Source organism: Streptomyces sp. NPDC056128 (assembly GCF_042263835.1).
Lineage (GTDB): Bacteria > Actinomycetota > Actinomycetes > Streptomycetales > Streptomycetaceae > Streptomyces.
Map to the genome: position 1 here is coordinate 204,564 of NZ_JBHJVQ010000010.1, position 25,052 is coordinate 229,615.

Consider the following 25,052-nt stretch of genomic DNA (forward strand, 5'->3'; position numbering starts at 1 on the left):
ATCGACGCCCACCACCATCTGTGGGACCTCGCCGTGCGCGACCAGGAGTGGCTCGACGGCCCCGGGCTCGCCCCGTTGCGGCGCTCCTTCGTCCCGGCGGACCTGGCGGCCGCGACCGGCGCCGCGGGGGTCACGGCCACGGTGCTGGTGGAGACGGTCAACATCGCCGAGGAGACACCGGAGTTGCTGTCCCTGGCCGCGCACAGCGACCTGATCGGGGCGGTCGTGGGGTGGACCGACCTGACGGCCCCGGACGTCGCCGAGGCACTCGACGCGCTGCGGTCACTGCCCGGCGGTGACTTCCTGCGCGGGATCCGCCACCAGGTCCAGGGCGAACCCGACCCCGACTGGCTGACCCGCCCGGAGGTCCTGCGCGGCCTGCGTGCCGTCGCCGGGGCCGGACTCGTCTACGACTTGGTGGTGCTGCCGCACCAGCTGCCCGCCGCGGCGCGAGCGGCGGCCGCGGTGCCCGGCCTCACCTTCGTCCTGGACCATCTCGGCAAGCCGCCGATCGCGTCCGGGGCGCTGGAACCGTGGGCCGGGCGGGTACGGGAGCTGGCCGCACTGCCCAACACGGTGTGCAAACTCTCGGGCATGGTGACCGAGGCCGACTGGTCCTCATGGACCGCCGACGACCTCAGGCCGTACGCCGACACGGTGATCGACGCCTTCGGCCCCCGGCGGCTGATGTTCGGCTCCGACTGGCCGGTGAGCACGCTCGCCGCGGGGTACGGCGCGGTCGTCGACGCGGCCGGGACGCTCATTGCCGGGTTGGACCCGGCCGAGCGGTCCGAGGTGTGGTCCGGCACCGCTCGGCGCGTCTACCGCGTGCCCGGCACTCCTCGTCGAATCACTCCTCGTCGAACCGGCTCAGCTGGCGTTCGAGGCTGCGGGTGAGGTGCTCGGCCATCGCTTCCGCGGCGTGCTCGGCCCTGCGGCGCAGGATCGCCCGCACGATGCGTTCGTGTTCGGCCAGGGTCGGATCGTCCGCTCCCTGGATGTTCTGGACGTTGCTGAGGCGGAAGATGTGCAGGTGCGTGTGGAGCCGCTCCACCGCGTCCGCGAGCAGCGGCCGGTGAGCGGCTTCCGCGACGGTGTCGTGAAAGCGCTGGTCCAGCGCGGCGAAGTCCCGGTAGGAGGCGTACGGTCCGGTGGGCCCGGGGTGGGCCTGCATGCCCTCCAGCGTGGCCTCCAGGGCGTCGAGCTGGCTCTCCTCGGCGTTGTGCGCCGCCAGGGCCGCGGCGCGCGGCTCCAGGAGCAGCCGCATCTCGAACAGCTCCTCCACCCCTTGGCGGGTGAGCAACTCGGTCGCCCGGTACCCGGACAGCGAGCGCTTGACCACGAGACCGTCGGACTCCAGCCGGGCGAGCGCCTCGCGCACCGGGGTCGGCGAGACGTCCAGCTCACGGGCCAGGGCCTCGATGCCGACGCGAGCGCCCGGAGCGATCTCGTGGTCCATGACCTTGGCCTTGATGCCCTCGTAGACACTGTCGGACAGAACCTGACGGACCGGCGGGACGGACGGGTCGTGCGCCGGCATCCGGATCTCCTACTGGTCGGTGCGGTGGGGGCTGGGGCTGAGGGCTGGGGCCATCAGCAGTTTATCGATGTCAGGAGGCCCGCCCGAGGACGCACAAGTGCCCAGGTGGCCCGGAAATGACGGGAAGACCCTGGCCGAGACCTACGTCGACAGCGAATCGACAGCCGTGTTTTACGCCCGCCCGACCGCCGAACCGACAGCATCACCGCACGGTCTGAACAGCATGTGCCACGGGGCCGTACCTCTCGGCAGATCATCACGCATCCCCCCGAAGGGAACCCCAGCATGACCAGCGCATCGTTTCATCCCGCCGCCGGACCGGCCCGTCGTACCGTCGTGGCGGCGGCCGGAGCGGCGGGGCTCACCGCCGTGCTGGCGGCGTGCGGAGGCTCGGACGAGGACGCGTCGAGCGACACCGGCAGCGCTTCCTCGGGCTCCCCGTCCGAGGAGGCGGGCGGCGGCGAGGAGGCGGGAGCGGGGGCCGCGCTGGCGGCGACCGCCGACATCCCCGAGGGCGGCGGGAAGGTCTTCGCCGACCAGAAGGTCGTGGTCACCCAGCCTTCCGCCGGCGAGTTCAAGGCGTTCTCCGCCACCTGCACCCACCAGGGCTGCGCCGTGAAGAGCGTGTCCGACGGGGTCATCAACTGCCCCTGTCACAACAGCAACTTCTCCATCACCGACGGCAGCGTGCAGAGCGGCCCGGCACCCAAGCCGCTGCCCGCCGTGCAGATCACGGTCAGCGGGGACTCGATCCAGCTGGCCGGATGACCGTGACCCAGCGCCGGGGCCGGAAGATCATGATGACGCCCGGCGAGCTGGAGGCGTTCCTCACCACCCAGCGCACCTGCCGGGTCGCCACGGTCTCGGCCGACGGCGCCCCGCACGTGAGCACGCTGTGGTTCGCCTGGGACGGTGCCTCGATGTGGCTGTACTCGGTCGTGCGCAGCAGGCGCTGGACGGATCTGCGGCGCGACCCGCGGGTGGCGATCGTGGTGGACACCGGTGAGGAGTACGACGAGTTGCGGGGCGCGGAGCTGTCCGGCCGGGTGGAGTTCGTGGGCGAGGCACCGCGCACCGGTGAGCTGTGCGCCGAACTCGACTTCCCGGAGACGCTGTTCGCCCGCAAGAACTTCGGTCTGGAGGAGATGCCCCATGACGGCCGGCACGCCTGGCTGCGGCTGACGCCGGAGAAGGTCGTCAGCTGGGACTTCCGCAAGCTGGCGGCGCTCTAGACGGGACCTGGCGGGCTCAGCCCGCCTGTCCCACCTTCGCCGCGGTCGCCCGCAGCGCGTCCACCGCCGCCCGGATCGACGGGCGGCGGTCCGCGTCCGCGCGCCACACGACGTACACGTGCCGGCGCACCCGCTGCTTCAAGGGGACGGTGACGACCTCCGCGGGCATCGGCAGCCGTCCGAGCAGCGGCGCGATGCACACGCCGAGCCCCGCGGCGACCAGGCCGAGCTGGGTGTGGGTCTCGGCGGCGCGGTGTCCGACGATCGGCTCGATGCCCTTCGAGCGCAGCGTGAACATCAGCCACTCGTGGCAGAACTCGCCCTCGCCCCAGGTGATCCACTCGTCCTCGGCGAACTCGGCGAGGTCCACCTCGTCCCGGCCCGCGAGCCGGTGGCCGGCCGGCATGGCCACGTCGGCGGGGTCGTCGAGGAGGGGCGCCTTGACCAGGCCGTCGGGCAGCGGCATCGGCTTGTTGTACCAGTCGAGGACGACGGCCAGGTCGAGGTCGCCGCGGACCACGCCGTTGATGCCGCGTTCCGGTTCCAGCTCGCAGGAGCGCAGGCGCAGCGCGGGGTGCTCGGTGCGCAGGGCGGCGAGAGCCGTGGGGAAGAGTCCGCGGGCGGCCGTCGGGAACGCGGACAGCCGCAGCTCGCCCGCCACCTGCCCGCGCTGCGCCTCCAGGTCGGCCTGGGCCAGCTCGACCTGGGAGAGGATGCGGGCCGCGTGCTCGGCGAGCAGCCGGCCGGCGTCGGTGAGCCGCACCCCCCGACCGTTCTTCGCCAGCAGCTGCTGACCGGCCTCGCGCTCCAGCTTGGCCATCTGCTGGGAGACGGCCGAGGTCGTGATGTGCAGACCGGCGGCCGCGCCGCTCACCGAACCGTGCCGGGCGAGGGCGTCGAGGGTGCGCAGGCGCTCCAGGTTCAACATGTAAGCAACACTACGAGATATTCCGTGCGAAATCTCGATTGTGCTACGAGGATGTTCTGCTCCATCGTTGCTCGCATGAGCAGCAGTGTCACGTCCTCGCCCGCAGCCCGCCGCGTCCTCGACTGGCGGCTGCGCTTCGGGCTCCTCTCCCTCGTCTGGGGTTTCAGCTTCCTCTTCATGAAGGTGGGGACGGAGAGTTTCGCCCCGTTCCAGGTCACGCTGGGGCGGCTGGCGTTCGGTACGGCGGTGGTCGCGGCCGCGATGGCGGTGAAGCGGGAGCGGCTGCCGCGCGGCGCCTGGACCTGGGTGCATCTGACGGTCGCCGGGTTCCTGCTCAACGCGCTGCCGTTCTCGCTGTTCGCCTTCTCGGAACTGACGATCCCGTCGTCGCTGGCCGGCATCTGCAACGCGACCTCGCCGCTGTGGGGCATGGCCCTGTCGCTGGTCGCCCTCTCCGAGGACCGGCCGACGCGGCGCCGGGTGGCAGGGCTCGGCATCGGCTTCCTGGGCGTCCTGACGGTGCTGGGCGTCTGGCAGGGCTTCGACGGGCTGGACGTCACGGGCACCGCCCTGGCCCTGCTGGCCTCGCTCAGCTATCCGGTCGGCTGGATCTACGTGCGCCGCACCCTGGCCGGCTCCAGCCACTCCCACCTCTCGCTGACGGGCGCCCAGCTGGGCCTCGCCACGCTGCAACTCGCCGTCGTGACACCGCTGTTCACCTCGGTCCCGACCGGTTTTCCCGTCCTGCCCCTGCTGTCGGTCGCGGCCCTGGGCATCCTCGGCACCGGGCTCGCCTTCCTGATCCAGTACGACCTGGTCGCGGAGGTCGGCCCGACGACGGCCCAGATGGTCACGTACTTCACCCCCGTCATCGCCACCGCGGCGGGCGTGGCGCTCCTCGGCGAGTCGCTGTCCTGGTCGACCCCGGTCGGTGCGGTCATCGTCCTCGCCGGGGCGGCGCTGACCCAGTCCCGGCCCAGGGCCGCCGGGGCGCCCACGGTCACCCCGGTCCCGGAGCGGGAGGACGCGAGGCTCCAGGAGCGCCCTCGGACCGGCGCGTCTCAGACGTAGCTCCGCGAAGGTTCCGCCCCCGGCCCCACCGCCGCCGCGACCGCCGCCGCCAGCGGGCCGATGTCCTCCTCGGACAGCGTCGAGACCGTGATCCGGATGCCCGGCGGGGCGCTGACGCGGAAGCGCGCGCCGGGGGCCACGGCCCAGCCGGCGTGCAGCAGCCGGGCGACGGCACCGGTCTCGTCCGGCACCGGGATCCACACGTTCATGCCGCTGCGGCCGTGTGCGGCGACCCCGTGGTCCGCGAGGGCGGCGAGCAGCGCGTCCCGGCGCCGCCCGTACACCGGCGCGACCACGTGCGCGTCCACCGCGCCGCCCGCCCACAGCAGGGCCACGGCCCGCTGGGTGACGTGGCTGACCCAGCCTGGTCCCAGCCGCTGGCGGCCGCGGACCCGGTCGAGCGTGACGGGGTCCCCCGTGAACACGGCGAGCCGCAGGTCGGGCCCGCAGGCCTTGGCCGCCGAGCGGACGAACGCCCAGCTGTGGGTCGTACCGGCGAGAGGGTGCGGGGGCAGGTCGACGATGCGGTGGCCGTGGTCGTCCTCGATCAGCAGGGTCTCGGGGTGGTCGCTCAGCACGGACCGCAGGTCGGCCGCGCGCGCCGCGCCGACGGCCGCGCCCGTCGGGTTCTGCGCGCGGACCGTGACGACCAGCGCGCGGGCGCCGGCCGCCAGCACCCGGCGTACGTCCTCGGGCAGCGGCCCCTCGTCGTCCACGCGGACGGGGACCGTGCGCAGCCCTAGCGCGGGGACCAGGTCGAGGAGGCTGCCCCAGCCCGGGTCCTCCACGGCGACGGCGTCACCGGGTCTGAGGTGGGTCGCGAGCACCCGTTCCATAGCGTCCAGCGAACCGGACGTGACCACCACGGGCCCGTCGGGCACTCCGTCGGCGTCCAGTTCGCCGCGGGCGACGCGCGCGAGTTCCGCGGCGACGGCCGCGTGCCCGTACAGCACCGGCTCCCGGTCGCCCTGCTCGGCCGCCGCGGCGAACACCGGGCCCAGCGCGGGCAGCAGCGCCGGGTCCGGATTGCCGTCGGAGAGGTCGCGCACCCCCTCCGGCACCTCCACCCGGATGAACTCGCGGCCCGTGGTGGCGGGTTTCGCGCGCACCCGGCTGCCCCGGCGCCCGGCCGTCTCGATCACCCCGCGCTCGCGGAGGGTGCGGTAGGCGGCGGCGACGGTGTTCGGGTTCACCCCGAGCCGCTCCGCCAACTCCCGCATCGGCGGCAGCGGTTGCCCCGGCTCCAGCTCCCCCGAGCCCACCGCACGCTCGACGCTCGCGGAAATCTCCGCTGCGCCCCGTCCTGCGATCAGATACTCTCCTAGCACAAACAGCATTATGCACTAGTACAATGGAGAACGCCATGCAGGGGACCGCGCAGACGCCGTCGCAGCCCGCGACCACCTACTCGTCCACCGCCCGCACCGTCCCCACCCGCTCCCCCGACCGTGCCTCGTACGACAGGGAACTGGTGCACGCGATACTCGACGAGGGCTACGTCTGCCATCTCGGCTTCGTCCGGGACGGCGCCCCGGTGGTCCTGCCGACCCTCTACGGGCGGGTGGGCGAGCGGCTCTACGTGCACGGCTCGACGGGCTCGCGCCCGCTGCGGATGACCGGCGCCGCGGACCCCGGCCTGCCGGTGTGCCTGACGGTGACCCACGTGGACGCGCTGGTGCTGGCCCGCTCCGCCTTCCACCACTCGATCAACTACCGGTCGGTGGTCGTGCACGGCACGGCGTACGAGGTGACGGACCCGGAGGAGCGGCGCACCGCCCTGGACGCCCTGGTCGACCACGTCGTCCCCGGCCGCTCGCGGGACTCCCGGCCCGCCAACAAGAAGGAACTGGCCGCCACCGCCGTGATCCGCCTCGACCTGAACGAGGTCTCCGCCAAGCTCCGCACCGGCGGTGTGAACGACGAACCGGAGGACCTCGCCCTCCCCCACTGGGCGGGTCTGGTCCCGGTGCGCAAGGGGTACGACGCCCCGGTCGCCGACCCGGACCTCGACGCCGGCACCGCCCTGCCCGGCTACCTGTCGGCCCTGTGATGCTGGTCCACCCCTGGGACGCGCCGCGGGACGACGACGAGTGGCGCGACTGGCTCGCGGCACACGACTTCGGCCAGCTCGCCGTCAACGGCCCGCCCGGCGAGCCGCCGCACGTCCAGCCGCTGCACTTCGCCTTCGACGCCACCCGCGGCGCCCACGGCGAGGTGGTCACACACCTCGCCCGGCCCAACCCGCTGTGGTCCGCGCTGGAGGCCGACCCGGTCGTCCTGCTGAGCGTGGTCGACGACTACGTGTACGTCCCGGGCCCCTGGCAGGCCGCCCCGGAAGGGCCGCCCGAACACGGCGTGCCGACCAGCTTCTACGCGGCCGTCCAGCTCCGCTGCCACGCCCGTGTCGTGGACGACCCGGGTGAGAAGGCCGACCTGCTCAACCGCCAGGTCGGCCACTTCCAGCCGGACGGCGGTTCCGCGCGGGCCGCGGCGGGCGAGGCGCCGTACGGCAGGCTGCTGTCCGGCATCCGCGGGCTGCGGCTGGAGGTGACCGGCGTACGGGCGAAGTTCAAGTACGCCGGCAAGCGGACCGAGGAGGTCCGGGACCGGATCGCGGTCGGGCTCGCCGAGCGTGGCGGCCCGCGCGACGCCGAGGCCGGGGCGCACCTCGCACGGCGCGGCAGGATCTGACCGAGGGCGTTCGGGCGCACGACCGTGGGGCCGCTCCTGTCGAGCGGCCCCACGATTCCTCAGGCGGGGCTTCCCGTCGAGCGGCCCCCGGTCGTCAGACGGACGCCGGTCGTCAGGCGGGCGCGGGCCGCGTCCGTGCCGCCTTCGTCTCCGCCACCGCGAGCCCCGCCACCGAGCCGAGCATCAGCAGCGTGCCGGCCAGGGTCGCCGCCGTGAGGTGCTCCCCGAGCAGCAGGACGGCGAGCGCCGCCGCGCTGACCGGCTCCAGGAGCATGATCACGGAGACGGTGGCGGACCGGACCACGGCCGCTCCGGCGAAGTAGAGCCCGTAGGCGAGGGCGGTCGGCACGGCGGCGACGTACACCAGCAGCCACGCGAGCCTGACCGGTTCGGCGGTGTGCGGCAGCAGCCCCTCGGCGAGGGCGAGCGGCAGCAGGCACAGGCTGGTGACGGCGAAGGCCCCCACCGACGTGCTGCCGGCGTCCGCCCCGCCGTCGCGGCCCCACCAGCGGGTGAGCAGTGTCATCACCGAGTATCCGGCGGCGGACAGCAGCGCGAGCAGCACGCCCGACAGGCGGACGGTCGTGCTCCCTCCGCCGAGGACGAGCACGACGAGCCCGGCGAGCGCGCCCGCGACCGCGGCGACGCCGCCCAGGCCCAGGTGCTCACCGAGGGCGAGGCGCGCGCCGAGCGCGATCAGCACCGGCCCGGCGCCCAGGGTGATGACGGTGGCCACGGCCAGCCCGGTGGACTGCACCGCGGCGAAGTAGGCGGTCTGGAAGACGGCGAGACCGAGGCCGGTGACGAGCGCCCGCCGCGCCTTGCGGGCGAACGGCTCGGCCACGGCCGTCCTCCGCCCACGCGGACGCAGCGGACGGACGGCGAGCAGCAGGACGAGTCCCACCGCGCAACGCCAGAAGGACAGGGCGACGGGGCCCATGTCGCTGGACCGGTAGACCAGCGAGGCGGCGGCACCGGCGGTGCCCCAGGCGACACCGGCGACGATCAGATAGAGGAGGCCACGCCCGACGGGCAGGCCGGAGACGGCATTCGACACGAGTTCTCTCCGCAGACGCGCACGAGGCGCGGAAGTTCGGAGCGGCCCCGGAGCTACCGGGGGCGCGAGGACTGCGTCTGCGGGCAGCACCGTCCGGCCCGGCGACCACGCGCCGGGCTCGTCACAGGGGCCCGCCTCAGGCGGCCGGAGGCGGGAGGACGAGTGCGTCGGAGTGCATGATCCGCACCCTAGGCGGCCGTTCCCCGCCGGGACAACTCCCTTTCCTCCCCGCCGCTCGCCACCGGTTCCGCGGAGCCCTTGGCGGGCGTCGAGGACTGGGCGATGAAGGCACCGGCCAGCACCACGACGCCGCCGACGATCTGCGGGGCGGAGAGGTGCTCGCCGAGCAGCACCCAGGCCAGCACGGTCGCGACGACCGCTTCGAGGCAGGCCACGACGCCGGCGACCTGCGGAGACAGGCGGCGCACGGCCACCACGCCGGTGACGTAGGCGAGGACCGTGGCGATGAACACGATCCAGGCGAGCAGCAGGGCCGCGGCGACCGGGGTGCCGTCCATGGGGGCGGTGTGGCCGAGGACGGACCAGTCCATCGACCAGGGGCGAGCCACGACGGTGAGCACGGCGGCCCCGACGAGCAGGCCGTAGGCGATCACACCAAGCGGGTCGGGGGCCTCGTCACCGGCGTCGCTGCCCTGGTCGGACAGGACGAAGTAGCCGACCTGGCAGCAGGCGGCGCCGAGCGCGAGCAGCAGTCCGACGGCGTCGAAGCGCAGGCCGGACCAGACCTCCACCACACAGGCGAGACCGCCGACCGCGAGGACCACGCCGAGTGCCGCGGCCCGTGTCACCGGCCGCCGCTGCACGAACCGGACCCAGCCCAGGACCAGGGCGGGCGCGAGGTACTCGACGAGCAGGGCGACGCCCACGGGGATGCGGGAGATGGCCGCGAAGTAGCAGGCCTGCACACCGGCCACGGCCAGCAGGCCGAACCCGGCGAGCAGTCCGGGGCGGCGGCGCAGCAGGTCGCGGTGGCGCACGGCGAGCGGCAGCATCACCAGGGCGGCACCGGCCACCCGCAGCCAGACCACGTGGAGCGGGTCGAGGCCCGCCTCGATGAGCGGCTTGGCCGCGACTCCGGAACCGCCGAAGGCGACCGCGGACGCGAGCGCCAGGCCGAGCCCGGTGCCCTTGCCGCGGCTGCCGCGAGCGCTGTCAGACGTATGCACCGGCACATGATGACAGGGGTCGACATGACCGTCACCCCCAATGACACCTGTCTCACCGACTGGACGTCCGGGGCGGCCCGGCGACGCCTAAGTCGAGGCGCCGAACCTCAGGGCTCAGGACGCCGGTTCGAAGTACCGGTCCACGTCCGCGACCACCGTGCGCGGCTCGACGGCCACGCGGGCCAGGATCTCGACGGCGCGCGCCTGCGGGTCCGCGACCAGGGCGGCGAGCAGGTCGACACCGCAGGCCCGGACGTGCCCGCGCCGTGCGGCACGCGCGCCGGCCTCCTCCATGGCCGCCGCGGCCAGCGGCGAGAATCCGGCGACGCCGGTCACGAGGGGCACGGCGCCGGAGTCCTCGACGGCGCTCTGCCAGCGCAGGCCGTAGCCGATGCTGCGCTGCACGAGGTAGCCGAGCAGCCGGGCGATCCGGGGCCCGTCCCCGAGCACCGCCCGGACCTCACCGTCGGATTCCAGGAGGGAGTGCAGCAGATGGGCCGTGTCGACCTGCCGGTCCCCGTCCCGCACCGCCCTGCGGCGGGCACCGGAGACCGCCGACGCCAGTTCCGCGGTGAACCGGTGATCGAGGTCGGTGCCGTCCGGGCGCCGACCGTCCTGCTCGCCGGCCGACTGCCGGGGGATACGGGGTTGCACATCTCCCAGCTCACCAGTCCCGGACGTGCGCGTCATCCCCGAGGGGGAGCATTTCGGCGTCCCACACAGAGTGGACCCGCCCGGCCGGAATCTCCTCCTTGCGGATGAGATCAAGCCGTTTCGCCCCGAGCACGCGAAGGTGCCCCACGGATCGTTCCGCGGGGCACCCCGGCACTCCGTCAGTCCTCGTCGGCGAGGATCAGGTACAGCTTCTTGCGGGCGTCACCGATGACGGCGAGCGCCTTCTCCCGCTGCTCCTTGCTGCCGGTCTTCCAGACCTGGCCGAACGCCTCCATCAGCCCGAACCCGGCCTGCCGGATGTCGTTCAGGGCCTCCCAGTCGACGCCCCGCGAGGCCTCTTCCCAGGGTGCGTCGGGGCCTTCCTCGGCCGCGGCGCGGCCCTCCTCGGTGAGCGCGAACAGCTTCTTGCCGCCCTCGCTCTCGCTGACGATCAGGCCCTCGTCCTCCAGCAGCTGGAGGGTGGGGTACACCGACCCGGGGCTGGGCTTCCACGCCCCGCCGCTGCGCTCGGCGATCTCCTGGATCATCTCGTAACCGTGCATCGGCCGGTCCTTCAGGAGGGCCAGGATCGACGCCTTCACGTCGCCTCGCCGTGCCCTTCCCCTGGGCCCGCCGCGCCCTCGGCCGCCCCAGGGGCCGCCGTGACCGAAGCCCGGCCCGAAGGGACCACCGGGGCCGCCGCCGGGACCACCCGGCCCGAAGGGGCCGAAGGCCGCACGCCGGCCGTCGAAGCCGCCACGGCCGTCGGGGCCGCCTTCGCCGCGGCCGTGTCCACCATGTCCACGCTCGTATCCGTGGGTACGCATCGCAATCACTCCATTCAGTCGTTGATCTGTCGCGATGCCTCAACGATATATCGGAACGTATCGCAGAGCAAGCCCCCATGGCATTCAGCGAGCCGTGACGGCTGAATGGGCGGGTGTCCTGCACCCGGCCCAAGGTCGACGTGGAACACGGTCCAGCGACCGGCGATTGGCCTTGGTCCGCGGCGCCGCGCGACGTCTAGCGTCGGGGCATGCGTATCCGAATCGTCGACGCCTTCACCGACCGGCCCTTCGCCGGCAACCCCGCCGGGGTCCTGCTCCTCGACGCCTTCCCGGACGACGACCGACTGCAGCGGGTCGCCCTGGAGGTCAATCACGCCGAGACGGCGTTCGCCCATCCCCTGCCCGCGGGCGGCGAGGCGGACTGGGCGCTGCGCTGGTTCACGCCGGCCACCGAGGTCGCGATGTGCGGCCACGCGACCCTCGCCACAGCCCACGTGCTGCGCACCACCGGCGCCCACGAGGGCCCGGTGCGTTTCGCCACCCGCAGCGGCGTCCTCGTCGCGACGCCCCGCGAGGACGGCTCGGTCACCCTGGACTTCCCGACCGCGCCGCTGACACCGGTCGAGACCCCGGCGGGCGTCGCCGAGGCCCTCGGCGCCGAGCCCCGCACCGTCCTCGACACCGGGCCCAACATCGGCGACCTGCTGGTCGAGGTCGCCGACGAGGGGACCGTGCGCGCCCTGACGCCGGACCACAAGGCACTGGGCGCCCACTCCGAGCGGGGCATCATCGCCACCGCCCGCGCGGACGACCCCGCCCAGGGGTACGACTTCGTCTCCCGCTGCTTCTTCCCGAACGTCGGCATCGACGAGGACCCCGTTACGGGCAGCGCCCACACGGCCCTCGCGCCCTTCTGGTCCGGGCGACTGGGCCGGTCCGCTCTCACGGGGCTCCAGGCCTCTCCCCGCTCCGGCCTGGTCCGCACGGAGCTGCGGGGCGAGCGCACGCTGCTCAGCGGCAGCGCGGTGACGGTGATCGAGGGCGAGCTGCTGGCCTGACCGGCCGCCGGGGCGGGGCGGGGACTCTCACGCACCGCGCCGCCCGGGAGGGACGGTACTTCACGCCGTCGGGAGCCAGCCCACCTTCCCAGCCAGCAGCGCGTAGCCGACGAAGGCCCCGATGTCGAGCAGCGAGTGCGCCACCACCAGCGGACCCACGCGCCCCCACCGGCGGTACAGGTACACGAAGACGACGCCCATCACCATGTTGCCGATGAAGCCGCCGATGCCCTGATAGAGGTGGTACGACCCGCGCAGCACCGAACTGGCCGCCAGCGAGGCGCCCGCGCTCCACCCGAGCTGGTCGAGGCGGCGCAGCAGATAGCCGACCACGATGACCTCCTCCAGGACGGAGTTCTGCACCGCCGAGAGGATCAGTACGGGGTACTTCCACCACACGTCGGGCAGGGCCTCGGGCACCACGGTGAGGTTGAAGCCGAGGCCACGGGCGGCCAGGTAGAAGGCGATCCCGGTGCTGCCGATGACGGCGGCGACGGCGGCCCCGCGGCCCAGGTCGGGCCACGGCCGGGTGCGGTCGAAGCCCAGGGCGCGCAGACCGCTGCCCTCCCGGAGCAGGAAGTGCGCGACGAGGGCGACGGGAACCAGGGCCGTGGTGATGCCGAAGAGCTGCCAGGCCAGGTCCAGCCAGGGACGGCCGGGCGCCGCGGAGGCGTTGAGGGTGGCCGCCTGGTCCTTGAGCCCGCCGGGCCGGGTGACCGAGCCGATGAAACTGATGAGGGCGGACACCCCGCTCGCGCCCAGCGACAGCGCCAGGACGAGCAGCGTCTCGTCACGCAGGGTCCGCCGTGAGAGCCGCTCCGGGGGAAGCTGCTCCCCGACGACCGGCTTGTGAGGGAACGAATCGTCCACCGGGCCCGCCTCCGCCATGCACACCTGCCTCCAGCTGGGACGTCACAGCTTGCCCGATCAGTATGGAGCGGTGTGCGGCGGGGGCCCGGGGCCGACCCGGTGTCGGCCCGGCGTCGGCCCTGCGTCGGCCCGATGTGGGTCAGCCCAGCGCCGCCGGCTCCGGCAGGCCCACCGGCCACAGGTGCACGGGATCACCCTCGCGCATCAGCTCGACGTACCGGCGGGTCGTGGCGGCCAGCGCGTCCTCCCGGGACAGCCCCGCCTCCAGCGCCCGGTGGAACGTGGCCGCCTGCCAGGACGCGCCGTTGACCCGGCGTCGGCACCGCTCCTCGATCACACCGAGGTACAGGTCCCGGTCGGCGGGCTCCACGCCCCACGCGTCCAGCCCCGCCTCGGCGAGCGGCAGCAGTTCGTCGCGTACGAGGACGGCGGCGTCGACCTCGGTGGTGCCGCCCAGCCGGCCGCGACGGGGCCACTCGAAGCGGGCGTCGATGCCGTGCCGGCACGCGGCCTCGAAGTTGGCGGCGGCGGCCTCGAACGGCAGCCGGGTCCACACCGGCCGCGGCTCCTCGGCGAGCGCGCGCACCACACCGTAGTAGAAGGCCGCGTTGGCGATGACGTCGGTGACGGTGGGTCCGGCGGGCAGGACGCGGTTCTCCACCCGCAGGTGGGGGACGCCGTCGGCGATGTCGTAGACGGGGCGGTTCCAGCGGTAGACGGTGCCGTTGTGCAGGACGAGTTCGGCGAGCGAGGGCACTCCCCCGGCGTCCAGGACCTCCAGCGGGTCCTCCTCGTCGCAGATCGGCAGCAGCGCCGGGAAATAGCGCCGGTTCTCCTCGAACAGGTCGTAGGCCGAGGTCACCCAGCGCTCCCCGAACCAGGTGCGCGGCCGGACGCCCTGGGCCTGAAGCTCGGGCGGGCGGGTGTCGGTGGACTGCTGGAACAGCGGCGGGCGCGACTCGCGCCACAGCTCGCGGCCGAACAGGAAGGGCGCGTTGGCGCCGACGGCGATCTGCGCGGCGGTGACCGCCTGGGCCGCGTTCCACACGTCGGCGAAGCGGTCCGGGGTGACCTGGAGGTGCAGTTGCACCGAGGTGCAGGCGGCCTCGGGCGCGATGGACTTGGAGGTGCAGGTCAGACGCTCGACCCCCTCGATGTCGAGGGTGAAGTCCTCACCGCGCGCGGCCACGATCTGGTCGTTGAGCAGGGCGTAGCGGTCCACGGCGGAGAGATTGGAGGAAACGAGATCGTCCCGGTCCAGCGTCGGCAGAATTCCGATCATCGCGATTCCCGCGTCCACCTCGCCGGCCTTGCGGTCCGCATATGCCAGAGACGTACGGATCTCCTCGGCGAGCCGGTCGAATACCCGGCCGCCCAACCGGTGAGGAGCGATGTTGACTTCCAGGTTGAACATGGCGAGTTCTGTTTGGAAGTCCCGGCTCGCGATGCGTTCGAGGACTTGCGCATTCAACATTTTCGGCATCCCGTCGGCCCCGACGAGATTCAATTCGATCTCCAGCCCCATCAGGTTCTTCGGTTCGTCGAACCGCTTCTCCGCCAGAAGCCGCTCCAGACCCGTCAGGCACCGCTGCACCTTGTCGCGGTAGCGCTGGCGATCGGACAGGTCGAACTGACCTGCCACGACCTTCTCCCCCATGGAAGCTTCCCTTCTGCGAGCGGCAGTCGAAGATCCGGCCGCCGGTGGCCGGTCAGGATGGATGATGCCCAGCCGAAGCGATCGATAACGTCCCCACGGCGGCCCGGCACCCGCTACGCTGTGCCGATGTGACCGGTGGCACATTCACCAGGCATGGCGCGTGGAGCAGTTTCCGGGTCCGGTAACTCGTGAAAAACGCCGACGACAATTGGCCGACCGCTCGGTGAACATTCCCCGAGGTCACCGTCGTGCACCGGCCTGGAAATCCGGAGAAATCCCGCATGTCGACGGCCGAATGCAACCTTGTACTGGTTGCCGGAATCGGCTAGCCGAAACACAGTCTGAACACATGTCGTATAAACTCCGCGGACAAGGCAGAAGACCGGCGCCCACGGTCGAAGGATGCCGCCGTCGAGCTGACACGCGGCAGACCTCACCCCCCTTCTCGGTTCCCGGACCCCGGCCCCTGCCTCCCCAGCCCCGTGAGCTGACAGCGTCGTCCGCCCCGCTCCGCCCTCGCGCCACCGTGCCTTCGAATGAGAGGCGACCCACCATGCCCCTGCGTGTCCCGCCGGCCCCCGCGCCCGCCCTGCGCTCCGTCCTCACCGCCCTCTCCTCGCCCACCGCGGTCCGGGAGGCCCGGACTCCCGCGCTGCTCGGCGCCCAGGGCCCCGTCGCGCCCGAACTGCCGCTGCCCGTGCACGTCCTGGACCGGGTCACGGCGGACGGCGCGACGGCGACGCGGCTGACCGGGTGGCGGTTCCTGATCCGCTGCGGCGACCGTGCGGTGGCGGCCGCGGAGACCATGCTGACCCCGGACGGCTGGGCGTTCTCGCACTTCTTCGAGGGCCCCTACGTCGCCTCGACCGAACGCGCGCTGCGGCAGGCGGAGTCGGTGCCCCAGTCCTACCAGCCGCGTCTGCTGTCGGTTCCCGAGCTGTACATGCTGACGCTGTGGCTGCACGGCGACTGCGCCGCGGACGCCGCCGCCGGGCACCCCGCCGCCGCCGACCTGCTGATACCGCTGGCGCCCGCACCTCCGGGCATCGCGGCCCACCGTCCGCACCGGGTCGCCGAGCTGCTGCCGGTCCTCACGCACCGGGTGACGCCGACGGGGCTGCTGAGTTCGCCGGCCTGACCCGCATGGCACCCACCCGCGCGGACTAGCCCCATTCGGCCATGCCGAACCATCCGAAGTGACAGTGCAGTTGGGCTGAACCGTCCGCGCGGGTGATGCGTCATCAACCTGTGAGAAGCGGTGCTGCGAAATACCTGCGGATCGGCGCCCGTGGGGCAACACTGGGTTCGGACCGACTTAAACATACGGGGGGCGGCCATGGACAACGCTTCACGCCGCGGGACAGACAAGACAGCGAACTCACCCATCACCACAGACCGAGAGACCCCACTCATGTGTCAGCACCAGCCACCGTGTCCGTCAGCCGACTCCGCCGACCGGGAATCCGCCCGCCTCGTGGCGCACCACCCGGAGCAGGGCTGGAGCCTGCTGTGCAACGGCGTCGTCCTCTTCGAGGACACCGGTGAGCTTCTGCCGGACGGCCAGATCATCGCCCCGCACCGCCCCGTCGGCGCGGGTCTGATCGCCGCCGCCTGAGCACCCGCCGGCCGGGGTGACGTCACTCCGCCCGGCGCATCATGGGGCCGGCCCGCAGCCACGGTTGCGAACCGGCCCCGACGCGTGTGCGAGGCTGGTCACTCCCCGTAATCCGCCGTGCCGACGCGGTCATGGGCTGCCGCCTCAGGGCGCCTCAGGGCGCCTCAGGCCGCCTCCGACTACGCCTTCCGCCCGAACCGCCGACGCGGCGCACGCACCACGACCTGCCCGAAGCTGACCTCTCCCGCTATCTCCACCCGCAGGGTCACCGGGGTCCCGGCGTCGGCCGCCCGCGCCACCTTCACCTTGGCGTAGCTAGCGACCAGCGAGTCGGTGTCCACCACGATGCCGGGCCGTGTCACGAGCTTCAGCGTGCCGCCGCGCAGGGCCAGGTCGATGTGGAGGGTGTCGTGGGTGATCACCGCTCGGTCGAGGTCGAGCGTCACCTCTCCCCAGTCCGACCGGATCTCCATCCGCCGCGGCACCACCCAGCCATCACCCCTCCGGGTGGACGCGCCTTCCTGCTCGATACGGACGACATCCTTGGCCTCGGCCGACAACGGTCCGTCCGGCGCCACCGGCAGGTCGGCCGTCAGGGCGGCCAGCTCGCCCAATGTGCGCGCGGAGAGCGCCGCCCCGACCCGTTCGTCCAGCTCCTCGGCGGTCAGCATGCCGTCGCCCGCGGCGGCACTCAGGACGTCCACGGCACTGTCACGGTCCGCGTGCGAGGCCCGGAGCGCGAGCGCCCCGCCTCCTGGTGAGGGCTGTACCGACATCGCTCCACCCCGATCTCCCCGGGGGCATCCGGTACGCACCCCGCCACGCGACATACTAGCGCTATATCGCGTTACACCCAACGCCCCAGGTGCCCGGCACGGCCCCCGTCTCAGGGCTACGGTGCCCCCATGAGCCTGAGCATCCGCAACCAGCTCCCCGGCACCGTCACCACCGTCACCCCGGGCGAGGCCATGGCGACGGTCAAGGTCCGCCTCTCCGGCGGCCAGGACCTCACCTCGGCGATCACCCGGGACGCCGCCGACGACCTGGCGCTCGCCGCCGGGACCGCCGTCCGGGCCCTGGTGAAGGCCACGGAGGTCGCCCTGGCCACCGGGCGCGTCGAGGGCCTGTCGATCCGCAACCGGCTGCCCGGCACCGTCACCGCACTCACCACAGGTGGCGCGATGGCGTCCGTGGGGATCGCCGTCGAGGGCGGCGCGCTGACCGCCGTCGTCACCAAGGAGGCCGCCGAGGACCTGGGCCTGTCCGTCGGCGCTCCCGTCGTCGCACTGATCAAGTCGACCGAGGTGTCGCTCGCGTCCGCCTGACACGACAAAGAGGCTCCGTGCCGACCCGATGGGCCGGCAGGGAGCCTCTCGTCGTACTGGACGTACTGGGCGTACTTAGGGGATCAGTCCTCGTAGGCGTCCAGCGGCGGGCAGGAGCAGACGAGGTTCCGGTCACCGAAGGCCTGGTCGACGCGGCGCACCGGCGGCCAGTACTTGTCGGCGGCGGACACCCCGGCCGGGAAGACGGCCTCCTCGCGCGTGTACGCGTGGTCCCATGCGCCGCCCAGGGCCGCGGCGGTGTGCGGCGCGCTCCCCAGCGGGTTGTCGTCGGCGGGCCAGGCGCCGGAGCCGACCTTCTCGATCTCCGCGCGGATGGCGATCATCGCCTCGCAGAACCGGTCCAGCTCGGCCAGGTCCTCGGACTCGGTCGGCTCGATCATCAGCGTGCCGGCCACTGGGAAGGACATCGTCGGCGCGTGGAAGCCGTAGTCGATCAGCCGCTTGGCGACGTCGTCGACGCTCACGCCGGTCGCCTTGGTCAGCGGGCGCAGGTCGATGATGCACTCGTGCGCGACCAGCCCGCCGGGGCCGGTGTACAGCACCGGGAAGTGCGGCTCCAGTCGCTTGGCGATGTAGTTGGCGGACAGCACGGCCACCTGCGTGGCGCGCTTGAGGCCCTCGCCGCCCATCAGCCGCACGTACGACCAGGAGATCGGCAGGATGCCGGCCGAGCCCCACGGGGCCGCCGAGATCGGTCCGACGCCCGTCTGCGGACCGGCCGCGGGCTGCATCGGGTGGTTGGGCAGGTACGGCGCCAGGTGCGACCGTACGGCCACCGGGCCGACGCCGGGACCGCCGCCGCCGTGCGGGATGCAGAACGTCTTGTGCAGGTTCAGGTGGGAGACATCGCCGCCGAAGTGGCCGGGCTTGGCGAGGCCGACCAGGGCGTTGAGGTTGGCGCCGTCCACGTAGACCTGACCGCCGGCGTCGTGCACCCGGCCGCAGATGTCGGCGACGTGCTCCTCGAAGACACCGTGCGTGGACGGGTACGTGATCATCAGCACGGCCAGCTCGTCGCGGTGCTTCTCGATCTTGGCGCGGAGGTCCTCGATGTCGATCTCGCCGTCCTCGGCGGTCCTGACGACGACGACCTTCATGCCGGCCATCACCGCGCTGGCCGCGTTGGTGCCGTGCGCGGAGGACGGGATGAGGCAGACGGTCCGCTGCTCGTCGCCGTTGGCGCGGTGGTAGCCGCGTACGGCGAGCAGGCCCGCGAACTCGCCCTGCGACCCGGCGTTGGGCTGCAGCGAGACCTTGTCGTACCCGGTGACCTCCGCGAGCCGCTCCTCCAGCTCACGGATGAGGGTCAGGTAGCCCTGCGCCTGCTCGGCGGGCGCGAAGGGGTGCAGCGCGCCGAACTCGGACCAGGTGACCGGCTCCATCTCGGTGGTGGCGTTGAGCTTCATGGTGCAGGAGCCCAGCGGGATCATGCCGCGGTCCAGCGCGTAGTCCCGATCGGCGAGGCGGCGCAGGTAGCGCAGCATCGCGGTCTCGGAGCGGTGCTGGTGGAAGACGGGGTGGGTCAGGAAGTCGTCGGTGCGCAGCCGAGCCTCGGGCAGCGTCTCCGCGGTCTCCGCGTCCAGCGCCTCGATGTCGCCCTCGACGCCGAAGGCGTGCCACACGCCGCCGACCTGGGCGCGCGTGGTGGTCTCGTCGCAGGCGAACGACACGTGGTCGGCGTCGACGAGCCGCAGGTTGATGCCGTTCTCGCGGGCGGCGTGCACGATCGCGTCGGCGCGGCCGGGCACCCGCGCGGTGACGGTGTCGAAGTAGGCGCCGTGGACGATCTCGACGCCGCCCGCGGCGAGGCCCGCGGCGGTGATCGAGGCGTACCGGTGGGTGCGCCGGGCGATGGCCCGCAGGCCCTCGGGACCGTGGTAGACGGCGTACATGCCGGCCATGACGGCGAGCAGCACCTGGGCGGTGCAGATGTTGCTGGTGGCCTTCTCGCGGCGGATGTGCTGCTCGCGGGTCTGCAGGGCCAGGCGGTAGGCCTTGTTGCCGTCCGCGTCCACGGAGACGCCGACCAGGCGGCCGGGCAGGCTCCGCGCGAACTTCTCGTGCACGGCCATGTAGCCGGCGTGCGGCCCGCCGAAGCCCATCGGCACGCCGAAGCGCTGGGTGGTGCCGACGGCGATGTCCGCGCCCAGCTCGCCGGGCGAGGTGAGCAGGGTGAGGGCGAGCAGGTCGGCGGCGACGGTGACGAGGGCGCCCAGCTCGTGCGCCCGCTCGACGACCGGCTTGATGTCGCGTACGGCACCGGAGGCGCCCGGGTACTGGAGCAGGACGCCGTTGATCTCCCGCTCGGCGACCTCGGCGGGGATGCCCGCGCTCAGGTCGGCGACGACGACCTCGACGCCGGTCGGCTCGGCACGGGTCTGGATGACGGCGATGGTCTGCGGCAGCACGTCCGCGTCGACCAGGAAGAGGCCCTTCTTGTTCTTGCCCATGCGCCGGGAGAGCGCCATCGCCTCGGCGGCGGCGGTGCCCTCGTCGAGCAGGGAGGCACCGGAGGTGGGCAGGCCGGTCAGCTCGGCGACCATGGTCTGGAAGTTGAGCAGGGCCTCCAGGCGGCCCTGGGAGATCTCGGGCTGGTACGGCGTGTACGCGGTGTACCAGGAGGGGTTCTCCATGACGTTGCGCAGGATGACCGGCGGGGTGAAGGTGCCGTAGTAACCGAGGCCGATCATGGAGTCCAGGACCTGGTTGCGGTCGGCCAGCGAGCGCAGCTCGGCCAGCACCTCGGCCTCGGAGCGGGCGCCGGGCAGGTCCAGCGCGTCGGCGTTCTTGATCACATCCGGCACCGCGGCGGCCGTCAGCTCGTCGAGCGAACCGTAACCGACCTGCGCGAGCATCTTGGCCCGGGCCTCGTGGTCGGGGCCGATGTGGCGCTGCTCGAACGGTGCTGCCTGTTCGAGTTCGGTGAGCGGAGTGCGGTGGGCGGTCATTGCGGAGGCCTCCTGGTCTGACGACCTTCGAGGGGCACCACGGCGCGGGTACCCGGACGGCCTCCCCCTCTGTCATCTCAACCTGAGAGCTTCACCGGGGCGGCCCGAGGGCTTCCCGGCTTTCACCGTCGGTGAGAGCGGAAGCCGTCGACACCCGCTCTGCTTTCCAGAGTGACCTCGTCCGTGCGGTACGTGAGCCTGAGAGATTCCGGGGAGGATTTGCTCCTTCGGCGCCTCCGATGGTGTCCGGAGGACTCTCCCGCGCGGGGTCAGCAGCCGTTTGCCAGCGTACCAGCGCGCCCGCGGCACGAACCTTCGAGTGGCCGACCGGCCATATGTAGTTTTTTGTAGTACTTACGGATGATTCGGCGGCTGGTGTGCGACCCCAGTGCGACCAAGTGGAGGGCCCGTGCGTACTGACATCGACCCCCGGAACCTGATAGGCCGCAAGGCGTTCGACCGCGACGGCACCAGGATCGGCACCGTGGACGAGGTGTACCTGGACGATGCCACCGGCGTGCCCGAGTGGGCGGCCATCCGCACCGGCCTCTTCAGCAGGGATGCCTTCGTGCCCCTGGAGCCCAGCGAGCTGGTCGAGGGAGCGCTGCGCGTGCCCTTCGAGCGGGCCCTGATCAAGGAGGCACCGGACTTCGGCGTCGGCCGCCACCTCTCGCCGGAACAGGAACTCCAGCTCTACCACCACTACGGCCTCGACGTGGCCGCCGCTCCCCCGCTCCCCGACCACGACTTCGGCAAGCTGGCGGGCAAGGGCAACGAGGAGAGCTGACGCTCCGCCCCCACGGCGGACGCGGCACGTACTGCACGCGGCACGCGCGGCTAACCGGCCACCGGTCTGGCCGGGCCTTCCCCGGGTCTTCGCGTGTCGGACGGAACCAGCGGCAGCGGATCCGCGGGCGTCAGTTCCGGGTCGTCCATCGGAAAGGTCCGTACCCGTCCGGTCCGCGAGTACGGCGTCTCGAAGCGCACGGTGACCCGCCCCAGCCCGCTGCCCTGCACCCAGCCGTGCCCGAACCGCGCGTGCCGCACGTCGTGCCCCGACGGCCAGCGGCGCTCCGCGGGTGCCGGGCGGTGCTCCGCGTCGGGCTCGGCCTCCGGCTCCTCGGCCGGTTCCTCGGCCCCGCCCCCCGCCGCCTGCGCGAACAGGTCCTCCTGCGTGTAGTCGGCCAGGCCGCTGACGCCGACTCCGAGCAGCCGCACACCGCCCGTGGTGTCCACCGAGTCCAGCAGCCGGGCAGCGGCCTCCCGCACCACCGCCGGGTCGTCCGTGGGCCCGCGCAGCGTCTCGGAGCGCGTCAGCGTGGAGAAGTCGTATCTGCGCACCTTGAGCACGATGGTCCGCCCGGACAGCCCCGACGCGCGCAGCCGGCGCACGCACCGGTCGGCCAGCCGGCCCACCTCCACGCCGACCCGCACCCGGTCGTGGATGTCCACGTCGTAGGTGTCCTCGACCGACACGGACTTGGTCTCCCGCTCGGCCACCACGGGCCGCTCGTCGAGCGCCAGGGCCATGGCGTACAGGCCGTGTCCGTGCGCCTTGCCCACCAGCCGCACCAGCTCGTCCTCGCCCGCCTCGGCCAGCTCACCGACCGTGGTGATGCCGGCCCGGCGCAGGTGGTCGCCGGTCGCCGGGCCGACGCCGGGCAGGGTCCGCACGGACATGGGCTCCAGCATGGCCCGCTCCGTCCCCGGCGGGATCAGGACCAGCCCGTCGGGCTTGGCCTCCTCGGAGGCGATCTTGGCCAGCATCTTGGAGGCGGCCAGTCCCACGGATCCGGTGAGGCCCGTGACGGCGCGGATGTCCGTGCGCAGCTTCGTCCCGGCCAGCCGCGCCGACGCCGCGTCCCAGGCCGTCCCGCCGGCCTCCAGGTCCACGAACGCCTCGTCCAGGCTCAGCGGCTCCACCAGCGGCGACAACTCCCTGAGCAGCCGCATCACCTGCTCGCTGATCGACCGGTACAGCTCGAACCGCGGGACGAGGTACGCGGCGTTGGGCGCCAGCCGCCTGGCCTGGCCCATGGGCATCGCCGAGTGGACGCCGAAGACGCGCGCCTCGTACGAGCAGGTGGCGACGACGCCTCGCGGCCCCAGGCCGCCCACCACCACGGCCTTCCCGCGCAGACTCGGCTTGGACGCCTGCTCCACCGAGGCGAAGAAGGCATCCATGTCGAGATGCAGGATCGTGGGCGCGGTTCTCACATCTCCGATGCTGCCCTACGCCACTGACAATGCGGCCGCCACCGGCCGGCCCGCGCGCCGGGCGGACCGGCTCGCCGCTCAGACCGCCCTGTTGCGGCGTCGCGCCAGCTCGTCCGCCGGATTGTGCCCGACCAGGGTCTCCCCCGTGTCGATCCGCTCCCCGTGCAGCTGGGACAGCGCGCTCTCCACATCGCGCCAGACCACGCCGACGGCGATCCCGAAGATGCCCTGGCCGCCCTGGAGCAGGGCATGCACCTCGTCGGGCGAGGTGCACTCGTAGACCGTGGCGCCGTCGCTCATCATCGTCATCCGCTCCAGGTCACGGAAGCCGCGCTCCCGCAGGTGCTGGACGGCGGTCCGGATGTTCTGGAGGGACACCCCGGTGTCGAGGAAGCGTTTGACGATCTTCAGCACGACCACGTCGCGGAAGCTGTACAGGCGCTGCGTGCCGGAGCCGTGGGCCGGACGCACGCTGGGCTCGACGAGCCCCGTGCGGGCCCAGTAATCGAGCTGTCTGTACGTGATGCCGGCGGCCGCGCAGGCCGTCGGCCCGCGGTAGCCGATCTCCTCGGACGCCATGGACGCCGCCCCTCCGCTGGTCGGCACGGCGGCCGGCCGCTGCGGAGCGGAATCGGGCACGCCGGCCTGTTGCGCGTACCCCCCGCCCGTGCGGAGCCGAGAGTCCTGAGGAGGGTACGGACCACTCGCCCCGAGACCGTGCCCGGGGCCACCCCCAGCCGTACCGTCGCCGCTGATTCTCACGCCGACCTCCGTCCTTGACCTGCCTCCTCGAAGGTAGGCAGTCACCAAGGGTGCGTCAACGATCGCCACACTCGGCACGCCGAGTGATAATCACCCTAAGAGTGGTTTCGCGTGCCCTGATTCGGGGAAACCCTACTGGTTGCTCGTCCCGAAGTCCTCCGGCGAGATCTGGTCGAGGAACTCGCGGAACTTCTCCACCTCGTCCTCCTGCTCGTCCGGGATCGCGATGCCCGCGTCGTCGAGGACCGTGTCGCTGCCGTAGATCGGCGTTCCGGTGCGCAGGGCCAGCGCTATGGCGTCGGAGGGCCTGGCGCTGACCTCGACACCGCTGGCGAAGACCAGCTCGGCGTAGAACACCCCGTCGCGCAGGTCGGTGATGCGTACCTCGGTGAGCTCCTGGCCGACGGCTTCCAGCACGTCCTTGAACAGGTCGTGGGTCAGCGGCCGTGCCGGAGCCATGCCCTGCTGGGCGAAGGCGATCGCCGTCGCCTCACCCGGTCCGATCCAGATGGGAAGGTAGCGGTCGCCTCCCACCTCGCGCAGCAGCACGATCGGTTGGTTGGAGGGCATCTCGACCCGGACACCTACGACATCGAGCTCGTTCACACAGCAACCCTAGGCCGTGCTCGGGACGTTTGGGTAGTCGGGCCGGGATCGGCTGGGCGATCCGGGGCTCCGAACAGGCGTGTTTCAGGGAAGCCGCACGCCGAGCGCGGTCTGTACCAGCGCCGCGTGCAGCTTCACCGCCAGGCCCGCCAGCTCCTTGGTACGTGCTTCCGCGTGTGCCCTGGTCTGGGGGTTGCGGTGTCGTTTCAGCGGGGCGACCACCTGGTCCACCAGCCCGGCGTCCCGGTCGGCTGCGGCCTTCATCACCCGCAGGTGCCGCGGCTCGATCCCGAAGCGCCCGAGCTGCGTCACCAGCGACGCCACGGTGACCGCCTCGGCGTCGTACGCCCCGTCGGGCAGGGGGGCGAGGAGCCCGTAGGACTCCCACTCCTTCAGTTCCTGCTCGTCGATCCCGGCCGCGGCGAGCAGCTCGTCCCGTCCGATCCGGGCGACGGTCGGGCTCTCGGCGGGTTCCGGCGCCGCCTCCCCGTCCCGCTGCCGGCCGACCGTGGGCAGTGACACCGCCTCACCGCGCTCCACGGCGTCCAGGTGCTCGCGGATGACCTTGAGCGGCAGATAGTGGTCCCGCTGCATCCGCAGCACCCGGCCCAGACGCTCCACGTCGTGCGCGCTGAACTTGCGGTACCCGGCCGGGGTCCGCCGCGGCTCGACGAGGCCCTCGGACTCCAGGAAGCGGATCTTGGAGATGCTGATGTCGGGGAACTCGTCCCGCAGCACGTTCAGCACCGTGCCGATGCTCATCAGCCCACTGTCCGTGGCGGCGGCGCCGTGACCGGCACCGCCGCTCGGTGTATGCAGCATGGA

The 25,052-nt window shown here is 72.5% G+C and carries 25 protein-coding genes, 1 pseudogene and 1 riboswitch; of the genes and pseudogenes, 11 read left to right on the forward strand and 15 right to left on the reverse strand.

What is annotated here, in order from left to right:
- The gene (locus tag ACFC1X_RS21335) at positions 1-897 is read left to right on the forward strand and encodes an amidohydrolase family protein (RefSeq protein ID WP_376355925.1); all 897 of its coding nucleotides are present in this window, start codon (positions 1-3) and stop codon (positions 895-897) included.
- On the opposite strand, the gene ACFC1X_RS21340 is transcribed toward ACFC1X_RS21335, so the two are convergent.
- Complete coding sequence (locus ACFC1X_RS21340; RefSeq protein ID WP_376355851.1) at positions 851-1,540, reverse strand: GntR family transcriptional regulator; 690 nt, start codon at positions 1,538-1,540, stop codon at positions 851-853. The two genes, ACFC1X_RS21335 and ACFC1X_RS21340, sit on opposite strands and share 47 nt — an antisense overlap.
- Positions 1,541-1,825: 285 nt before the next feature.
- On the opposite strand from ACFC1X_RS21340, the gene ACFC1X_RS21345 reads away from it, so the two are divergent.
- Complete coding sequence (locus ACFC1X_RS21345) at positions 1,826-2,308, forward strand: Rieske (2Fe-2S) protein (RefSeq protein ID WP_376355853.1); 483 nt, start codon at positions 1,826-1,828, stop codon at positions 2,306-2,308.
- Complete coding sequence (locus tag ACFC1X_RS21350) at positions 2,305-2,772, forward strand: pyridoxamine 5'-phosphate oxidase family protein (protein ID WP_376355855.1); 468 nt, start codon at positions 2,305-2,307, stop codon at positions 2,770-2,772. Before ACFC1X_RS21345 ends, ACFC1X_RS21350 begins: the two co-directional genes overlap by 4 nt.
- Positions 2,773-2,788: 16 nt before the next feature.
- On the opposite strand, the gene ACFC1X_RS21355 is transcribed toward ACFC1X_RS21350, so the two are convergent.
- Entirely contained in the window at positions 2,789-3,700 is a 912-nt protein-coding gene (locus ACFC1X_RS21355) for a LysR family transcriptional regulator (protein WP_376355857.1), read from the reverse strand.
- A gap of 75 nt (positions 3,701-3,775) precedes the next feature.
- Here ACFC1X_RS21355 and ACFC1X_RS21360 point away from each other — a divergent pair, with 75 nt between their 5' ends.
- Entirely contained in the window at positions 3,776-4,771 is a 996-nt protein-coding gene (locus ACFC1X_RS21360; protein WP_376355859.1) for a DMT family transporter, read from the forward strand.
- Here the strand turns inward: ACFC1X_RS21360 and ACFC1X_RS21365 are convergent.
- Entirely contained in the window at positions 4,762-6,099 is a 1,338-nt protein-coding gene (locus tag ACFC1X_RS21365) for an aminotransferase class I/II-fold pyridoxal phosphate-dependent enzyme (protein WP_376355861.1), read from the reverse strand. The two genes, ACFC1X_RS21360 and ACFC1X_RS21365, sit on opposite strands and share 10 nt — an antisense overlap.
- A gap of 35 nt (positions 6,100-6,134) precedes the next feature.
- Here ACFC1X_RS21365 and ACFC1X_RS21370 point away from each other — a divergent pair, with 35 nt between their 5' ends.
- Both ACFC1X_RS21370 and ACFC1X_RS21375 read left to right on the forward strand, forming a co-directional pair.
- The gene (locus ACFC1X_RS21370; protein WP_376355863.1) at positions 6,135-6,821 is read left to right on the forward strand and encodes a pyridoxamine 5'-phosphate oxidase family protein; all 687 of its coding nucleotides are present in this window, start codon (positions 6,135-6,137) and stop codon (positions 6,819-6,821) included.
- Positions 6,821-7,462 (forward strand): FMN-binding negative transcriptional regulator, encoded by a 642-nt coding sequence (locus ACFC1X_RS21375; RefSeq protein WP_376355865.1) that lies wholly within the window; start codon positions 6,821-6,823, stop codon positions 7,460-7,462. Before ACFC1X_RS21370 ends, ACFC1X_RS21375 begins: the two co-directional genes overlap by 1 nt.
- Before the next feature lie 112 nt (positions 7,463-7,574).
- On the opposite strand, the gene ACFC1X_RS21380 is transcribed toward ACFC1X_RS21375, so the two are convergent.
- The 4 genes from ACFC1X_RS21380 to ACFC1X_RS21395 all read right to left on the reverse strand — a co-directional run bounded on the left by ACFC1X_RS21380 (position 7,575) and on the right by ACFC1X_RS21395 (position 11,187).
- Entirely contained in the window at positions 7,575-8,519 is a 945-nt protein-coding gene (locus tag ACFC1X_RS21380) for a DMT family transporter (protein WP_376355867.1), read from the reverse strand.
- A gap of 188 nt (positions 8,520-8,707) precedes the next feature.
- Entirely contained in the window at positions 8,708-9,712 is a 1,005-nt protein-coding gene (locus tag ACFC1X_RS21385) for a DMT family transporter (RefSeq protein ID WP_376355869.1), read from the reverse strand.
- A 108-nt stretch (positions 9,713-9,820) separates the two neighbouring features.
- Entirely contained in the window at positions 9,821-10,360 is a 540-nt protein-coding gene (locus tag ACFC1X_RS21390; protein WP_376355871.1) for a Clp protease N-terminal domain-containing protein, read from the reverse strand.
- A gap of 179 nt (positions 10,361-10,539) precedes the next feature.
- Positions 10,540-11,187: a PadR family transcriptional regulator gene (locus ACFC1X_RS21395; protein ID WP_376355873.1), complete on the reverse strand. Its 648-nt coding sequence runs from the start codon at positions 11,185-11,187 to the stop codon at positions 10,540-10,542.
- 209 nt (positions 11,188-11,396) lie between these two features.
- Between ACFC1X_RS21395 and ACFC1X_RS21400 the strand changes: the two genes are divergently transcribed.
- Positions 11,397-12,206 (forward strand): PhzF family phenazine biosynthesis protein, encoded by an 810-nt coding sequence (locus ACFC1X_RS21400; protein WP_376355875.1) that lies wholly within the window; start codon positions 11,397-11,399, stop codon positions 12,204-12,206.
- Positions 12,207-12,266: 60 nt separating this feature from the next.
- Here the strand turns inward: ACFC1X_RS21400 and ACFC1X_RS21405 are convergent, their stop codons facing one another.
- Both ACFC1X_RS21405 and ACFC1X_RS21410 read right to left on the reverse strand, forming a co-directional pair.
- Positions 12,267-13,094 carry a CPBP family intramembrane glutamic endopeptidase gene (locus tag ACFC1X_RS21405; RefSeq protein ID WP_376355877.1) on the reverse strand — a complete coding sequence of 276 codons (828 nt, stop codon included), beginning with the start codon at positions 13,092-13,094 and terminating at the stop codon, positions 12,267-12,269.
- 121 nt (positions 13,095-13,215) lie between these two features.
- The gene (locus ACFC1X_RS21410; RefSeq protein ID WP_376355879.1) at positions 13,216-14,733 is read right to left on the reverse strand and encodes a glutamate--cysteine ligase; all 1,518 of its coding nucleotides are present in this window, start codon (positions 14,731-14,733) and stop codon (positions 13,216-13,218) included.
- Positions 14,734-15,286: 553 nt separating this feature from the next.
- Between ACFC1X_RS21410 and ACFC1X_RS21415 the strand changes: the two genes are divergently transcribed.
- Both ACFC1X_RS21415 and ACFC1X_RS21420 read left to right on the forward strand, forming a co-directional pair.
- Complete coding sequence (locus tag ACFC1X_RS21415; RefSeq protein ID WP_376355881.1) at positions 15,287-15,871, forward strand: hypothetical protein; 585 nt, start codon at positions 15,287-15,289, stop codon at positions 15,869-15,871.
- Positions 15,872-16,144: 273 nt separating this feature from the next.
- Entirely contained in the window at positions 16,145-16,348 is a 204-nt protein-coding gene (locus ACFC1X_RS21420) for a DUF5999 family protein (protein ID WP_376355883.1), read from the forward strand.
- A gap of 179 nt (positions 16,349-16,527) precedes the next feature.
- Here the strand turns inward: ACFC1X_RS21420 and ACFC1X_RS21425 are convergent, their stop codons facing one another.
- Positions 16,528-17,124: a DUF1707 domain-containing protein gene (locus tag ACFC1X_RS21425; RefSeq protein WP_376355885.1), complete on the reverse strand. Its 597-nt coding sequence runs from the start codon at positions 17,122-17,124 to the stop codon at positions 16,528-16,530.
- Between the two features lie 129 nt (positions 17,125-17,253).
- On the opposite strand from ACFC1X_RS21425, the gene ACFC1X_RS21430 reads away from it, so the two are divergent.
- Positions 17,254-17,673: a molybdopterin-binding protein gene (locus tag ACFC1X_RS21430; protein WP_376355887.1), complete on the forward strand. Its 420-nt coding sequence runs from the start codon at positions 17,254-17,256 to the stop codon at positions 17,671-17,673.
- Between the two features lie 83 nt (positions 17,674-17,756).
- On the opposite strand, the gene gcvP is transcribed toward ACFC1X_RS21430, so the two are convergent.
- The gene (gene gcvP / locus ACFC1X_RS21435) at positions 17,757-20,642 is read right to left on the reverse strand and encodes an aminomethyl-transferring glycine dehydrogenase (protein ID WP_376355889.1); all 2,886 of its coding nucleotides are present in this window, start codon (positions 20,640-20,642) and stop codon (positions 17,757-17,759) included.
- A gap of 176 nt (positions 20,643-20,818) precedes the next feature.
- Positions 20,819-20,914: riboswitch (glycine riboswitch) on the reverse strand.
- Between the two features lie 137 nt (positions 20,915-21,051).
- Between gcvP and ACFC1X_RS21440 the strand changes: the two genes are divergently transcribed.
- Positions 21,052-21,429: a PRC-barrel domain-containing protein gene (locus ACFC1X_RS21440; protein WP_376355891.1), complete on the forward strand. Its 378-nt coding sequence runs from the start codon at positions 21,052-21,054 to the stop codon at positions 21,427-21,429.
- Here the strand turns inward: ACFC1X_RS21440 and ACFC1X_RS21445 are convergent.
- From ACFC1X_RS21445 to ACFC1X_RS21460, 4 genes and pseudogenes are all read right to left on the reverse strand, one after another.
- Positions 21,345-22,859, reverse strand: a pseudogene (locus ACFC1X_RS21445) (DNA polymerase IV). The gene ACFC1X_RS21440 and the pseudogene ACFC1X_RS21445 overlap by 85 nt on opposite strands.
- A gap of 78 nt (positions 22,860-22,937) precedes the next feature.
- Positions 22,938-23,621: a MerR family transcriptional regulator gene (locus ACFC1X_RS21450; RefSeq protein ID WP_376355893.1), complete on the reverse strand. Its 684-nt coding sequence runs from the start codon at positions 23,619-23,621 to the stop codon at positions 22,938-22,940.
- 132 nt (positions 23,622-23,753) lie between these two features.
- A complete protein-coding gene (locus ACFC1X_RS21455; RefSeq protein WP_030189411.1) occupies positions 23,754-24,227 on the reverse strand; it encodes a bifunctional nuclease family protein in 474 nt (157 codons plus the stop codon).
- Positions 24,228-24,311: 84 nt separating this feature from the next.
- Positions 24,312-25,049, reverse strand: coding sequence for a MerR family transcriptional regulator (locus tag ACFC1X_RS21460; RefSeq protein WP_376355895.1), 738 nt, complete (start codon positions 25,047-25,049; stop codon positions 24,312-24,314).
- Positions 25,050-25,052: the final 3 nt, after the last annotated feature.